The sequence below is a fragment of the Niallia sp. Kr1 genome, from assembly GCF_050389805.1.
Classification (GTDB): Bacteria; Bacillota; Bacilli; order Bacillales; family Cytobacillaceae; genus Bacillus_BD.
This window is the reverse complement of sequence record NZ_CP130945.1, coordinates 256,290-272,176: the sequence shown is the minus strand read 5'-3', so window position 1 is coordinate 272,176 and position 15,887 is coordinate 256,290. Positions and strand designations below refer to the sequence as shown.

The window sequence follows — 15,887 nt, the reverse complement described above, 5'->3', positions numbered from 1 at the left end:
GAGGAAGACATATGAAAAACCTGCCCTTATTTAAAACGATTATCCCTTTCCTACTCATCTTAATCCTGGCAGCCTGTGGCAGTGGTAACACTGAAACCAGCAGTTCTAAGGAACAAGATAAGCAAGCAAAAACAGAAGATACTAGTTATACTGTTGAACATGCAATGGGGCCAACTACGATAGAAAAGACGCCTGAAAAAGTGGTTATTTTAACGAATGAAGGTACAGAAGCTTTATTAGCTCTTGGTGTAAAACCTGTGGGAGCTGTCCAATCCTGGACTGGCGATCCTTGGTATGATCATATTGCAGATGAAATGAAAGATGTTCAAGTGGTTGGCCTAGAAGATCAAGTAAATATTGAAGCCATTGCTGCCCTGCAACCCGATTTAATTATTGGAAACAAAATGCGTCAAGAAAAGATTTATGAACAATTGAGCGCGATTGCTCCTACTGTCTTTGCTGAAGATTTACGCGGAAATTGGAAAGTTAACTTTGAACTTTATGCAAAAGCTCTTAACCTAGAGGAAAAAGGGAAAGAAGTTATGGACGCCTACGACGCTCGTATTGCTAGTTTAAAAGAACAGCTTGGAGACAAATTGAATATGAAGGTATCCATGGTTCGTTTTATGGCTGGCGATGTTCGAATCTATCAAAAAGACTCTTTTTCAGGGGTTATTTTAGAACAACTTGGATTTGCCAGACCGGAAAGCCAGGATGTTAATGAATTTGCTATTAAAGGCGCTACAAAGGAACAAATGCCGTTAATGGATGGAGACATTCTCTTCTACTTTACTTATGAAACAGGCGATGGAAAAGCTTCAGAGCTTGAAAAAGAATGGCTAGAAGATCCACTATTTAAAAATCTAGAAGTCGCTAAGAAAGGTGAAGTATACAAAGTTGATGATGTGATTTGGAATACAGCAGGTGGTGTAAAAGCTGCTAATTTAATGCTAGATGATATCGAGAACACATTCTTAAAATAGATTTTATTCTTTTTTGGTTCATATATTCTCTCCTTTTAAATGAACCAACCAAAATTTAAACATTGATCCTATAAGGTAAGGGTCAGGTATTTACAATCCTAGTATTATAAATACCTGACTCTTTTCTCTTTTCACACCCATCCTATCTTATATTTTCCTTATTAAATAATTTTCCCAAAATAAGACTAAACCGTTTTAACAATAGAAATAATTGTGATTAAATGTACGTATTAAGTGACCTTTAAAAACGTTTCAATACCTAAATGAAAGGAGATGATAATTTTGAAAAATACTTCTGTTCGGATTACCACCATCATCGCCGTTTTATTATCTTTTCTGTGGATTTTTGGGTTTGCTTGGTCTATTCAGGATTCTACGTTTGGACATGGTGAAGATGTAGAAGAAAAAGCTACATCGCAGTCAGAGGAGAATGGAACAAGAGAGTTAACTGTTTTAGCACTCGGTGATTCCTTAACAAGAGGAACTGGCGATGAAACGGGTCAAGGATATGTTGGAATGGTTACGACTCAATTAAAAGAAGAGCTGGACAATGTCTTTGTTCATAATCTTGGTATCAGTGGGCAAACCTCGACACAACTCCTTAAACAGTTAAGTGAGAAAAATATCATTCGACAAGTCGAACAAGCCGATGTTATTTTAATGACCATTGGCGGCAATGATCTTTTTCAAGGCGGAGAAACCCTTTCGAATCTTGATTTTGAAAACATTAAAAGTCTTCAGGAACAGTATTTAAAAAACTTAGAACAAATTTTTACAACAATTCGCAACCATAATGAACAAGGAACTGTTTTTATTCTTGGTCTTTATAACCCTTTTATTGAGCTTGACCCAACAAATGTTACGAATGAAGTCGTCCGCGGGTGGAATTACTCTACCGAAACGTTAACAGGAAAATTTGAAAAAGTTGTATTTGTCCCGACCTTTGATTTATTTCAGTTGTCTGTCAACGATTACTTATACACCGATTATTTTCATCCAAACCAAGCTGGATATGAACTAATTGGAGAAAGATTAGCCCCACTGATTACTTGGGAAAAGGAAGTTGAAAGTGATGAATGATGTAACGCTATCCGTTAAAAATTTGCGCAAAACGATCGGACGAAAAGAAATCATCAAAGGCTTAAATTTCGAGTTAGAAAAAGGAGAAGTCTTCGGCTTCCTTGGACCTAATGGAGCGGGAAAAACAACTACGATTCGAATGTTAACAGGACTTATCAAACCAACAGAAGGCTTGATTTCAATTTGTGGTCATGATGTTCGTAAAGATTTTACAAAAGCCATGCAACATTTAGGGTGTATTGTTGAGAACCCTGAACTTTACCCCTTTTTGTCTGGCTGGAAGAATCTCGTTCACTTCGCCAATATGCTTCCAAATGTTTCAGAAAAAGATATAAAAGAAACCGTTGACTTTGTAGGACTCGATAATCGCATTCATGATAAGGTAAAGACCTATTCGCTTGGAATGCGACAAAGACTAGGGATTGCCCAGGCACTCCTAAACCGGCCTCAAGTTTTAATTCTGGACGAACCCACAAATGGTCTCGATCCTGCTGGAATACGAGAGATGCGTGAATTCATTCGGAATTTAGCTCAAAGCGAAGGTTTAAGTGTCCTTGTATCTAGTCATCTATTGAGTGAAATACAGCTTTTATGTGACCGGGTAGCAATTATGAAAGATGGAGAAATTATTAGAATTGACTCTGTTGAAAATCTATTAACCAAACAGGAAAAACTGGTTTGGCGCATTGATCCCCTTTTAAAAGGGAAAGAAGTATTAGAAAGATATACAGATGTATCCATTGATAGAGATTACCTGATTACGACCTATGATAAAGTGAAAGCAGCAGAATGGAGTACGGCCTTAATCGAAGAAGGGGTTTCCATTTTTGAAATGAACCGTAAAGTTCCTGTCCTCGAGGAATTATTTTTACAGCTGACAGGTGGTGAAAGCCATGATTAAGCTCGTGCAAAATGAAATGGTCAAACTGGTCGCTCGAAAAAGACTTATCGTGATATCCATTATTGTCGCGATCCTCGTTGGATTGTTTACGTACGCCCAATATAAGCAAACGATCGAACAACAAGAAAAGCTTGGAACTGATGATTGGCGCGTTGCCGTTCAGACCCGAATTATTGACCTAACGAACCGATTAAGCTCTAGTCGAATGTCGGATGACCAACGTGAACGGTTTCAAATTACATTGCAACAACAACAATATTATTTAGATCATGACATTAATCCATCTGAACCAGGAGCACCAACCTTTGTCAAAATGTTTATTGAGAATGCGGGTCCGATGTTTATCCCATTGCTTGTGATGGTCATTGCCAGCGACCTTGTTTCATCTGAGCATTCCATTGGTTCCATTAAACTTCTGCTAACAAGACCTGTTAAACGATGGCGCATCCTGCTAAGTAAATATTTGACTTTATTGCTGGCAATCTCACTGATCGTTGCGATTGTAGGAATCCTTTCCTTTGTCATTTCCGGTCTTGTTTTCGGTTATAAAGGAATAAATGCTCCTGTCATTACGGGGTTTAGCGCTGCCAATGGGGAATTAGATTTCTCCAATGTAAAAATGATCAGTCAGTGGGAATTTCTCTTAATGGATTTTGGTCTTGTTTGGTTTGTTGCTGTTGTCGTTGGGACACTTTCTTTTATGATTTCAGTATTAATTAGAAGCACAGCCGCTGGCATGGGGATTATGCTGGCTGCCCTTATATCCGGCTCGATTTTAAGCTCGATGGTTTCTTCATGGGATTCAGCTAAGTATTTATTTATGGTGAATTTAAATTTAACGGGCTATTTAAATGGAGTGGCTCCACCTGTGGAAGGAATGACTCTACTATTCTCAATCGCTGTATTACTTCTTTGGTGGCTCATCGCGATTATCATTTCCTTCCTTGTTTTTACAAGGCAGGATGTTTATTAAATAAAAATGCCAAACACCTGGAAAGTGTTTGGCATTTTTTTATAACGGTTCTTTCGCAAGGCTTAAGGCTCGTAATTTAGAGGTCTTTTTATATTGATGCTCTTGCATTTTTTCAAGTATCTCGTCAAGAATGCTGATCCCATCCAACACATATGGACCTTTGTTCAGCATTACGCATTCTGCTTTAGCTCCTTTTGTCGCATCGCTAATTTCCGCTCTTGTCGGAATACCCGTTTTAAGCATCGTGTCAAGTACTTGTGTAGCCCAAACAACCGGGACGTCAGCTGCTTCACAAATCCAAAGAATCTCCTCCTGCAGTTCAGCCAATCTTAGATAACCAACTTCAACTGCTAGATCACCTCTGGCGATCATCACACATAGTGGATTTTTACCAGCTGCCGTTACTAGGATTTCCGGAAGATTTTGTACTCCTTGAACGGTCTCCATTTTGACCATTAAAGCGACCTTTGATGCGCGTTCTTCATCCAGTCTTTTTCTAATTTCGCTTTGAACAAATAAAATATCCTCTGCGTCTTTAACAAATGAACAACCAATAATATCAGCATGTTGGCAAACAAAATCTAAATCACGTTTATCTTTTTCTGTTAAAAGGTCAATGTTAATGTTTTTATCAGGAAAGTTGATTCCCTTTTCCGCTTTTAGTTTAAGACCCTTTTCTATCTTTAATTTCTTTACCCTTACCATCACACCTTGATGTGTAACAGTTTCTACTACTCCTTCTAGCTTTCCATCATCGAGAAAAACAGCGTCTCCGACTTCAAGGGTGGGAATGATTTCTGGAATACTACATCCTAATACAATTTCCGCCCCTTCAAAGCTTTCAAGTTTCTTTTCACCCGTTAAAAAGAACACATCTTCTACGTTTACTTTTGGATTCATTAATGTTGTATAAAGTCGCTCAATCCTGACCTTTGGACCGGCAACATCCATTAAAATTTTACATGGACGATTAAGTTGTTGAGCAGCCTTTTTAATATTTTCAATCATTTTTAACCACACCGTTGGATGATCATGTGCACAGTTTATTCTTGCAACATTCATTCCATGGGCAATCAATTCTGAAACGAAATGATTATTTTCTGCAGCTTCAGTAGGTAGTGTCACCATGATTCTAGTATACCTATTTATAGGGCTATCTCCTAAAACATAATTAGAATGGTCATTTAACTGCTTCCTTCCTAATGTAAAAGAGTGATAAGGAGGATACCCCACTTGGATATCTTTCCTTTCGGTAACTTTTGCTAGCGTTGCAATGACCGAATCAATATTCTCAAGTGTACGCGACTCTAATCTGCCTAAAGAAGATAATCCCCATGGAATTAACGATTTTTGTAATTCTCGTATATCTCTTCTTCTTAAAGCGAGATAGAATGCTAGGTTTAACGCACTACTATTAAATGAAGTTCTTTCAATCCTCGGTTCCCACCGTTGAAACGTTTCCATTCCCTCCTGCTTTATTTCCTTTCTCATCGTTAATAGACAATCGAGCAAATCATTAGGATCTTCAATAAATTCATATTGATTCATTGTTTCAACTCCCTAAATCAATTAATTTTTGAAAACCCTTTCATCCATATCTATATTATAGAATTTTTTTACAACCATTCATTATCAAAATTATGTATATTCTGTTAACAACCTGTAGACCCAATATAAACTTAAGATTTTATTAAAATTCCTTAAATCGTATAGGTATTTTAGACTTTTAGGTCTATTATTATTTATGTGCTTTCTCTCAATCGATAAAAGCATGGGCATTTTCTTAAAAGTATGATAATCTTTCTGCATGGACTTTTTTTTGTGTCATATAATGGATTAGGACAACCCAAATTTTTAGATATGGATCTAAACTTTTTATAAGTATTTACATAGTTAATGGAGGTTTGTAATGGAAAACTGGATTACACAATTTATGGAGCAATACGGCTATATTGGTGTGTTCCTCATGATTGCTTTGGAAAATATCTTCCCACCGATTCCCTCAGAGATTGTTCTTACTTTTGGTGGCTTTATGACAACCTATACGAACATGACCGTGACGGGTGTGGTGATTGCTTCAACAGCAGGGTCGGTAGTTGGGGCTGTCATTTTATATGGTATTGGGTTACTGCTTGATGTGGAACGATTAGAAAAGATTATCGACCGCTGGGGCCATATTTTACGAGTAACAAAAGAAGATATTCATAAAGCCGATGCATGGTTTGATAAATATGGAATTTGGACTGTATTATTTTGTCGGATGGTACCGTTAATTCGAAGTTTAATTTCGGTTCCTGCTGGGATGTCAAACATGAAGTTTGTACTATTTCTTATTTTTACAACAATTGGAACCTTGATTTGGAATATTATTCTCGTCTCTATCGGTGCTGCATTAGGAGAAAATTGGGCTTCAATTTTAAGCTTCATGGATATTTACTCAAATATTGCTTATGCAATCATTGGACTTGGGATTATTATCTTCCTTTTCTACTTTTTCAATAAAAAAAGAAAGAAATCTTAATTTTTAGTGAGGAGAACGTAATCAATGGATTTTATTGAAATACTAAAAGCTATTATCCTAGGAATCGTTGAAGGATTAACTGAATTTGCCCCTGTTTCTTCAACAGGTCATATGATTATCGTAGATGATTTATGGCTTCAATCAGAAGAGTTCCTAGGAAAATATCCAGCAAATACCTTTAAAGTCATGATTCAACTTGGATCAATTTTAGCTTCTGTTATTGTCTTTAAAGACCGTTTTATTGATATTCTTGGATTAAATCGTGTTTTTCATAAGGAAAGCACAAAGAAAGCCGGACAGGGTCATTTCAATCTACTTCATGTCATTGTCGGAATCATTCCAGCAGGGATCTTTGGTGTACTATTTGAGGATTATATTGATGAGTACTTGTTTTCAACGGAAACGGTAGCAATCGGACTGGTCCTTGGTGCGATCTTAATGATTTACGCTGATTTTCAAAGTAAAAAACATAAACCAACTGTTCATAGCTTAGATCAGTTAACGTATAAGCATGCTCTCGTTGTCGGCTTGATTCAATGTTTTTCGTTATGGCCTGGTTTCTCTCGTTCTGGTGCTACCATTTCTGGAGGGGTATTAACAGGCTTGAATCACAGGGTCGCCTCTGATTTTACATTCATCATGGCGGTACCTATCATGGCTGGTGCCAGTTTTATTTCATTAGTCAAAAACCTCGAGTATTTTAGTATGGATGCTTTACCATTTTTCATCGCTGGTTTTATTAGTGCCTTTATCTTTGCGTTAATTTCCATTCGCTTCTTCTTGAAGCTTATTAATAAAATCAAACTCGTACCATTTGCCATTTATCGTATCATTGTCGCGATCTTGATCTTTATTATCTATCTTTAAAATAAGAAGTGGTCCTCTGTCATGTTGCAAAGGACCACCTTTTTGTTGTCTTATTGGGTTGGCGAGTACTTTAACATCGAATTTGATTCAATCCCGATCGAGTTTGGTTCAATTATCTAAACTAAGACTGAAACCATAAGCTGTTTTATAAAAAATTCCTTAAAAAAGCCGAAAAAATAGCCCCAGTTCCAAAACTGGGGCTATTTTCATGTCTATTATAGATACGGACTTTCGTGTTTTGCTTTAAGTTGATTCCAACGGCGTTCTACTTCGTTTTCGAACTCTTTTAATAGCTCGCTGTTTTCTTCTTTTAACATATGTTTTGTTTTACCCATATGTTTCAACCAATCACGTACTTCAATCTTTTTCTTTTTAGCTTCTGGATCGTGAGTAATCGTTGTAATGCCTTTTTCCACTTCATATAGCGGGAAGAAGTTAGAGTTAACAGCCGCACCAACAATTTCTTGTCCTAATGTTTCATTAGACTTCCAGTTTAACGGACATGCAATAAGGATTTTACCATAAACCAATCCTACATTGTTTGCATACCATTGTGCTTTAGCCGCTTTTTTCAATAGGTCACGGTCAAATGCTTCTGAGCCAGTAAACACATAAGGAATATGTGTTGCAGCCATAATTTGAGCTGTATCCTTATGGTGGAATGTTTTACCTTGTTGATGTGATCCAACACCAGAAGTACTTGTCATATGTCCAAGTGGAGTTGAGTATGATAATTGGCTTCCTGTGTTCATGTATCCTTCGTTATCATATTCAAGGATAATCATTTTATGGTTACGTAAAGCTGTACCAATCGCAGGTCCCATACCGATATCCATACCACCGTCACCAGTAATCATAACGAATGTGAAGTCATCGCTTAATCCTAATTCTTCAAACTCACCGCGGCGCTTTCTTTCATGGAACATTTCAACAAGTCCAGATAGAGTAGCTGCACCGTTTTGGAACAAGTTATGGATATAAGTTGCTTTATGTGAACTGTATGGATAACCAGTTGTAACGATCATCCCACAGCCAGTATGGAATAGAGCAACAATATCGCCTTCGATCCCTTTGAAGAATAACTCAAGACCAGAGAAGATACCGCATCCAGGACAAGCTCCATGACCTGAAGAAATACGTTTTGGTTTCTTTGTTAACGCACGTAGTGGTGGGATCTTAACTTTTAATTCTCCCGTTTCTTCATCAGGTGTTACCGTGATAAGACCTGTGCGAACATCTTCTTTTTTCAATGGTTCCACACGACGTTTTGGTGCTAGTTCTGGGTTACCAGGAGTATGACCAAAGTAATCAAATGGAACTTCTACTTTATCAACTTCTACAGCATCTAGTGCTAATTCGAAGAACTTTTCAGCATCATCTGCATAGAAGTCTTTACCACCTAAACCATAAATACGGTTAATAACTTTTGTAGTTGTGTTTCCGTAAGTTTGAAGCGCTGCTCTTACTTCAAGAGCCATGTTACCGCCATGCGCTCCGTAAGAATCCCCACGGTCACCAACTGTAATAGCTTTAACGTTTTTCAATGCTTCAGCAATTTGCTTTTGTGGGAAAGGACGAAGTAAGTTAGGAGAAATAACCCCCGCTTTAATTCCCTTCGCACGTAATTGATCCACCACATCTTTACAAACTTCAGTTGCAGAGTTAAGCATAAATACAGCCACTTCAGCATCTTCCATTTTGTATAAGTCAAGAACTGGATATTCACGTCCTGTTAATTCAAAGTATTCTTTAGAAATTCTTTCGAAGACTTTCTCAGCGTTGTACATAGCTTCAGATTGTTGATAACGGTTGTTGATTGTATCAGGCTCATTCATATAAGCACCAATTGATACTGGGTTATCACGATCTAATGCATGCGGATAGTTTGTTGGTACTGGACCAATGAATTTTTGAACAGCATCATTATCTTTAATTACTTGTACACGTCTCTTTTGGTGGGAAGTGAAATAACCATCATAAGAAACGATAACTGGTAAACGAACTTCTGGATCTTCTGCTAGTTTAATAGCCATGATGTTCATATCGTAAACAACTTGTGGGTCACGAGCCATAAGAATAGGCCAGCCGATATTTAAAGCAAAATAAAGGTCAGAATGGTCACCATGAATATTTAATGGACCAGAAACAGAACGGTTAACTAGGTTTAGTACCATTGGCATACGAGTTCCAGATTGAACTGGTAATTGCTCAAGCATGTATAAGAAACCGTTAGCACTTGTAGCGTTAAATACACGTCCGCCACCAGTAGCCGCACCGTAACAAATCCCCGCAGAACCGTGCTCACCGTCAGCAGCGATTAATTTAATATCATGTTGTCCTCTTGCCTTCATTCCATCTAAGAATTGAGCAACTTCTGTAGAAGGAGAGATTGGATAATAACCCATAATATGATAGTTTATTTGATGGGCCGCATAGGCTGCCATTTCGTTCCCTGATTCAAAAACAATTGATTGTTGAACTGAGCCTTCTGATAACCCAGCTTTTTCTTTATCAATAATGATCTCTTTTGACATGGACTTACTCACCTTTCACTTTAGATATTATTTTACAAGTTCGAATAGATGTGGTACACGATTTGCGTCTGCATATCCGTCATTTGTTTCAACTTCACTTGATAACGCATCAGTAGGACATGCATGTACACATTTTAAGCAGCCTTTACAATATTGATAGTCGATTCCTTTAAGGAACATTTGTGGACGACCTCTTTTGTCAGCGCCTTCTTCCCATACAAAGCAGAAATCTGGGCATGCTGTATCACAAGCAGCACAATGAATACAGCTGTCTTCATGATAATGAGGCAGCACTCCTGAGCGAGAAATACTTAAATCTTTGAAAATACTATTACCTGGATCAATAACAAGTCCACCAATTGGCTGTGTTTCATAACCAAGAGTTGGTTCTGGTCGAACAAACGGTTTAGCAGTTGCGTCTGCACTTGCTTCAAATGTTTTGAATTCAACCTCATTATATCCGCGGTCAAATGTGCGAATATTAGATTCTACTAAGTGAGGATATTTCTTTTCGAAAGTACGACGAATTGTATCTCTCATAGAGTCTGCATCTAAGAAATCAAGAATGCGATATAGTGCACCAAGCATTGCCGTATTTACTTTTGTTTTTTCCTCTAAAGCAATTGCTGTAGCATCAATAACAGCTACAACTCCACCGTCTATGTTCATTAACTCTTTTAACTCATCAGGAGACTTTTTCGAGTTTACTAGAATCGTACTGTCTGGATACATACCACTTGTAATATCTAGTGTTTTATAAAGAGCATCATGGAAAACTGCAACTACATGTGGACGTTCAACAGGTGTTGTGTCACGAATATTAGTGTATGGTTCACAGAAACGGATATGACCTTTTACTGGTGACCCCTTCTTCTCAGACCCATAAGATGAAAAGCTAAGTCCATTAAAACCATTTCCCACTACGCCTGCTTCAGATAATAACTTACCGGCTAAGTTTGCACCTAAGCCACCGATTGATTCAAGACGAATTTCAAAAAATCCTAATTCATTTACTTTGGGTAACCTTGACAAAGTAATTCCTCCGTTCCATCCATATTAATTTCATTAAACATTGTTTAAAATTTTGAATATTCATCATATACCATATTTATTGTAACAGCATAAAAATGTAAGTACAACAGTTTTTTAACGGAAGGTAAAAATGTTTATTTCACTATTAATTTTTTTTTAATAAGTAGGTAACAATTAAAACTAAAATCAATATTTTATAAATATTTATACTATTAAGAAATAACTAATTAGCCTAATACGATTATGTGACAGTACCTTTGTTAGGGCTAAGACAGTTTATCTTTATCTATTTATCATAACAAAAAAACCTCTGTTTCCAGAGGTTTTTTATCTATTTTATTCTGATAGAATTCGTTTTTGACCTTCTAATTCAAGGATTCCCTTTACATTTTGAGTAAATTCTAGGGTACCCATGTAATTTCCTTTTTCATCTCTTATTGCAAAGTAACGAATGTAAACGAACATATCTTTTACAGGAATCCAGAAATCCTCAACATCCTTTACACCTGCTTTAAAATCTTTTAATAGTTTTTCAACAACGTGTACACTTTGAGGTGGATGGCAGTTTTGAACCGTACGACCAATGACTGCTTTTGTACGAGCAAAGATTCTTTCTGGTCCATGAGAGAAATAACGTACAACATCATTTTCATCAATAAACGTAAGGTCAACCGGCAAGTGATTCATGATCGTTTCCAATTGTTTCAGTGATAAGATCCCCGTTTCAAAGCGAATAAATCCATCTTCTGGTTTAATCTCTTCTTTTTCTTCTTCAATCTCCAACGGATGACGTTCAGGCTTCCATTTTTCGGTTGGGGCTGTTAAGCAGTAGCCAATCTCTTCACTTTCTGCTGCAATTTTCACCCATTCATCTTCTGTTAATGTATCAAGTGCCATTGGGAAAAGAATGTTTTCTTCCTTAAAAATCATTTCTGTTACTTCTTTAATGACAAACTTTACAGAACTTCTAATATCACTTTTATTCCCACCGTACTCTACTAAAAATGCCTTTGCTTCTTTAATGGCTAGACGGATGGCATCGTCTACCCCCCACATCACCTTTGTTGGACCATCAATTCCGTACTTTTCAAGATATGGGAAAAGTAAATTTTCCTTTCTTGAGTAATGTTTATCAACATCCATTAGCAAGTTTAAATCTTCAATAAGCTTAAATCTATTTTCATCAGAATCATCTTTTAAAAAGTGGTCTAGGTGAAGGTCCATTTTGAAATTGACAAGCATATCAATTTCTTTATTCTCCATTTTCCACGTATGAATAGGGTGTCCCGGTTGATCTTCTGGCTTTTCCGAACGATGAATTTCTTCGATAGAGCCTTTGAAAATCGCGGTATGAACTGAACATAAACGTTGGACTTCTTCTACCGGAATTCCTTCCTCTATCATCAAGTCATGTTCCATTTGCGAGATTTCTGCAACGGTAACGTCGCCAACCGCTTCTTCGAATTTAGCTTTTACTTCATCAACATCTTTGCCAGCGTGCAATTCCTTAATAATCTCTTTTAACATTTGTTGGCGTTCACTTTTAGTTTCAGTAAAGTTTTCACGGTTATTTATTAATTCGCTCATATATTTCTCCCCCTCTTTCTATTGTTTCACGGTATATCCGTGTTTTTCGAAAGTTTCAATGATTTCAGTAAGTTCAATGTTTCGCATACGAGCACCCTTTGAAATCGTCATGATCCTTCCTGCCGTTTGTAGCATTCCTTGCTTTGTAATTTTTTCAAATCCAAGTTCGGTCATAATTTCTATAATAAAAGAATCTTCTGTACATAATTCGTAAACAGTTTTGTCAAAATCAACGACTTTATCCATCGTAACTCACCTCTTATTAGTGAGAGTAAGTTTCAGAATGACTCACCCTCTTGTTGAGAATGATTATCACACTTGAAGTATAGTGTTTTTATCAAAACATGTTTGTGATATTAATCACTCTAGTTAGCAGGAAATTGCATCCAATTTGTGAACTCTTTTCAGGGCTTGGTTCTATCCCAAGAGGGACAGGCATAAATTTTAGAAGAAATGTTTATTTAAAGGAGAAATAGATCGTGAAAAAATCACTTCCTCTTATAGGATTTATGGCTGTAGTCCTGACAATGATTTATTTAGATTCCCCTTATTCTTTGATTAACAAAGAGCACGTTGAGGTAACAAGTATTCCAAATGAAGTCATTCTTGCAGAACTTGACGCATTGGAGGAACAAACGGAAACTGTAAACTTTTCTGATTCCAATAATCAAGATGAGGAAAATGCTGAGGTAACGAGTTCGTCTGAAGCGAAAGAGGCTTTTGCGGATTATACATTGGAAATGATCTTAGAGGAAAGAATGATTGATGGTGAATATGTCATTGAAGAATATCGTGAATATGAGGTGTATCGAGATGAAGATGGTGACATAATTAAATCGGTGCCAACCTCAAACTTTGATTATTTACGATATTATCAGGAGGAATGAGTCAAGGGGCCCCTTGACTCATTCCTTTTTCATTGATGATATAAAAGGGCTTGGGCAATGCCGACAAAGTATTCTGACTCCCGGATGATGTGGTCTATAACGACTTTAGCGGTTGGATTAGCACTTACTGCTGCACTTTCTGTTTTGATTTGTTGGCACAATTGGATGAACTGTAAGCTTTGTTGCAAGCAGAAAGAGACTAATTGTAACACTTGTTGAGATAAGGCATTGGAAATTTGGTAATTGGATCGAACCACAGATTCAATAAAGCGAATCACTTGTTTATGTGTTTCAGATAATGCTTTTTCCCATTCATGTAAGGCGGTTACAAATTCCGCTTCCAAATTGGATACCAATTCTCTTATCACTACCGTATGTTCCTCTTCCTGATGCTTCCAAAACTCCGCCTCATCTAAAATCCTTAACGGCATCTGACCACCATAATAAAATTGCATATCCATCCCCCCTGTGAATTCTTCGTAACAATATATGGACGGGAATGGTTAATTATGAGTTGCTTCTTTGGACTTGTTTTCTAATTTTTAGCTAGTTCTTGTCTAAAGATTGACTTCTACGGACTTAATCGTCCATCTTAACTTGTTCTTGTCTGAACTCCGGTTTTCTTTTAATTCACCACCGTTTTCTGGAAAAGACACCCGAATATCAACCATTTATAGCTAAAACCATAGAAAACAGGATTAATTGAAATTAATATTTTTATGGACCAAAACTAAACCCTGTATTACTATTAAAATAACAATCCATATTTTAATAGGGAGATTAACACTATGTACATCGAGATTGACAAAAAAGATAAGCGACCACTTTGGTTACAAATTGTAGATCAAGTGATTGAATATATTACAAACGGACAACTCTCACCAGGAGATCCTTTAGTACCAACAAGACAGCTAGCTCGTGAATTATCCATTTCTAGATCTAGTGTGCAGATTGCTTATGAGGAATTGCAGTCACGGGGATATGTCATTACCTCTCGGCGCGGTGGAACAAGAGTTTGCGATATTAAGGCCGACCTATCACAGACTAATACCGAAGAGGCTCCTCCTATTATTCCAGACAACCCGTTATTAGAGGAGAAATCAGAGCGAGTGGAGCACTGGCCAGATGTGAAAACAGAAGAAAAAGCAGAAATCGATTTTCGACTCCATGTTCCATATATTGATGCTACGTTTCAGAAGTCTTGGCGTCATGCCACTAATACTGTCCTAAAAAAGGAGAATTTATTTGACTGGGGATATAGTTCATCGTATGGTCTCTATTCGGTTAGGGAACAAATTTCCCGTTATCTTGCGATTGAAAGAGGCATACATGTCAACCCCGATCAAATTCTATTAACACTTGGTGCTAGACAAACGATGGATATTATTGCACAGGCACTGCTTCAAGAAGGCGATTTAGTTTCGGTTGAGGATCCTGGTTTTCCAGTTGCTTGGTCTTCCATGCGTTATCGCAAAATGGAAATTGATCCTGTTCCAGTCGACAACCAAGGGATCTGTGTTGATCAAATCTCTCCTCATACCAAAATGATCTTTACTACGCCGTCCCATCAATTTCCGAGCGGTGTATTGATGACAGCAAACCGAAGACAGGAATTAATTCAATTTGCTCGCCAAAATCAAACTTGGATTATTGAGGATGACTATGATGGGGAATTCCGTTACCGTGGTGCCCCATTGCCAAGTTTGTACTCACAAATGCCTACGAACATTTTATATTTGTTGAGTTTTACCAAGCTCCTTGCTCCTGGTATCCGTTTAGCAGCCGTAATTGGTCCAGAGGAGGCCATTGAGAGAATGGCAAAAGTACAAGAGTTTGTATGCCGTCACTTACCTATTATGGAGCAACATACTCTTGGGCAATTCTTCGAAACAGGCGATCTATTAAAACACGTTCGACGGATGCGTTCTATTTATCATAAGCGCCATCGTGATATGATTCAGACATTAAACACATCGGGATTATCGAAAAGTTTTCATATTCAAGGAACTGATTCCGGTCTTCATGTCCTTTTGGAGGCTAATCATGATTTTGATGAGTATGGGGCTGTTCAAACGGCATTAAAAGCGGGCATTGGTGTTTTCCCGCTCAGCCCTTATTGTTTAAAGAGCAACCGAAAAGGTTTATTACTCGGATTTGCACATCTAGAATCAAAACAGATTATTCAGGGGATACAGCGCTTGGCTAAAGTGCTGGGATAGCAAGGCTCCAACTGTACCGTTATCTATTTTATGAACAATGTTTACTCGGCTTTTATTATTTCGTCCTTTAGAGCATTCTAAAGGACGCTTTTATATTATTTTGTCCTTGAGACTTGTTCTCTTGGACTTTTTTTATCGTTTTTTCTAAATTTTGTCCTTGAGACGCTCTCTCATGGACTTTTCTTTCATTTTTTTCTCACTTTTGTCCTTGAGACACTTTCAAACAACACTTTTACTTTTTTCGAACCTAAAGTCCCTACTAATCGTGTAAATTCCAAACTACTAAAATGTTATTAAACAAAC

14 protein-coding genes are annotated in these 15,887 nt (G+C 37.3%); 8 read left to right on the top strand and 6 right to left on the bottom strand.

The genetic code is table 11. From position 1 onward, the window contains the following. Positions 1-11: 11 nt before the first annotated feature. From Q5760_RS01405 to Q5760_RS01390, 4 genes are all read left to right on the top strand, one after another. Positions 12-983: an ABC transporter substrate-binding protein gene (locus Q5760_RS01405; protein WP_428910512.1), complete on the top strand. Its 972-nt coding sequence runs from the start codon at positions 12-14 to the stop codon at positions 981-983. Positions 984-1,265: 282 nt separating this feature from the next. Beyond that, entirely contained in the window at positions 1,266-2,063 is a 798-nt protein-coding gene (locus Q5760_RS01400) for an SGNH/GDSL hydrolase family protein (protein ID WP_428910511.1), read from the top strand. After that, positions 2,056-2,964, top strand: a complete 909-nt coding sequence (locus tag Q5760_RS01395) for an ABC transporter ATP-binding protein (RefSeq protein WP_428910510.1) — start codon at positions 2,056-2,058, stop codon at positions 2,962-2,964. The genes Q5760_RS01400 and Q5760_RS01395 overlap by 8 nt, the downstream gene beginning before the upstream one ends. After that, a complete protein-coding gene (locus Q5760_RS01390) occupies positions 2,957-3,937 on the top strand; it encodes an ABC transporter permease subunit (protein WP_428910509.1) in 981 nt (326 codons plus the stop codon). The genes Q5760_RS01395 and Q5760_RS01390 overlap by 8 nt, the downstream gene beginning before the upstream one ends. 39 nt (positions 3,938-3,976) lie before the next feature. Here the strand turns inward: Q5760_RS01390 and Q5760_RS01385 are convergent, their stop codons facing one another. Further along, positions 3,977-5,485, bottom strand: a complete 1,509-nt coding sequence (locus Q5760_RS01385; RefSeq protein WP_428910508.1) for a pyruvate kinase — start codon at positions 5,483-5,485, stop codon at positions 3,977-3,979. A 361-nt stretch (positions 5,486-5,846) separates the two neighbouring features. On the opposite strand from Q5760_RS01385, the gene Q5760_RS01380 reads away from it, so the two are divergent. Both Q5760_RS01380 and Q5760_RS01375 read left to right on the top strand, forming a co-directional pair. Next, complete coding sequence (locus tag Q5760_RS01380) at positions 5,847-6,458, top strand: DedA family protein (RefSeq protein ID WP_428910507.1); 612 nt, start codon at positions 5,847-5,849, stop codon at positions 6,456-6,458. A gap of 24 nt (positions 6,459-6,482) precedes the next feature. After that, the gene (locus Q5760_RS01375) at positions 6,483-7,325 is read left to right on the top strand and encodes an undecaprenyl-diphosphate phosphatase (protein ID WP_428910506.1); all 843 of its coding nucleotides are present in this window, start codon (positions 6,483-6,485) and stop codon (positions 7,323-7,325) included. A 215-nt stretch (positions 7,326-7,540) separates the two neighbouring features. Here Q5760_RS01375 and Q5760_RS01370 read toward each other — a convergent pair whose 3' ends face one another. From Q5760_RS01370 to Q5760_RS01355, 4 genes are all read right to left on the bottom strand, one after another. After that, positions 7,541-9,859 (bottom strand): thiamine pyrophosphate-dependent enzyme, encoded by a 2,319-nt coding sequence (locus Q5760_RS01370; RefSeq protein WP_428910505.1) that lies wholly within the window; start codon positions 9,857-9,859, stop codon positions 7,541-7,543. A gap of 27 nt (positions 9,860-9,886) precedes the next feature. Continuing rightward, positions 9,887-10,891 carry a 2-oxoacid:acceptor oxidoreductase family protein gene (locus tag Q5760_RS01365; RefSeq protein WP_428910504.1) on the bottom strand — a complete coding sequence of 335 codons (1,005 nt, stop codon included), beginning with the start codon at positions 10,889-10,891 and terminating at the stop codon, positions 9,887-9,889. A gap of 336 nt (positions 10,892-11,227) precedes the next feature. Continuing rightward, a complete protein-coding gene (locus Q5760_RS01360; protein ID WP_428910503.1) occupies positions 11,228-12,478 on the bottom strand; it encodes a DUF438 domain-containing protein in 1,251 nt (416 codons plus the stop codon). Positions 12,479-12,496: 18 nt separating this feature from the next. Further along, the gene (locus Q5760_RS01355) at positions 12,497-12,724 is read right to left on the bottom strand and encodes a DUF1858 domain-containing protein (protein WP_428910502.1); all 228 of its coding nucleotides are present in this window, start codon (positions 12,722-12,724) and stop codon (positions 12,497-12,499) included. 233 nt (positions 12,725-12,957) lie between these two features. Here Q5760_RS01355 and Q5760_RS01350 point away from each other — a divergent pair, with 233 nt between their 5' ends. Next, positions 12,958-13,365, top strand: coding sequence for a hypothetical protein (locus Q5760_RS01350; RefSeq protein ID WP_428910501.1), 408 nt, complete (start codon positions 12,958-12,960; stop codon positions 13,363-13,365). A 29-nt stretch (positions 13,366-13,394) separates the two neighbouring features. On the opposite strand, the gene Q5760_RS01345 is transcribed toward Q5760_RS01350, so the two are convergent. After that, positions 13,395-13,820, bottom strand: a complete 426-nt coding sequence (locus tag Q5760_RS01345; RefSeq protein WP_428910500.1) for a DUF2935 domain-containing protein — start codon at positions 13,818-13,820, stop codon at positions 13,395-13,397. Positions 13,821-14,153: 333 nt separating this feature from the next. Between Q5760_RS01345 and Q5760_RS01340 the strand changes: the two genes are divergently transcribed. Next, a complete protein-coding gene (locus tag Q5760_RS01340) occupies positions 14,154-15,584 on the top strand; it encodes a PLP-dependent aminotransferase family protein (protein WP_428910499.1) in 1,431 nt (476 codons plus the stop codon). Positions 15,585-15,887 lie beyond the last annotated feature (303 nt).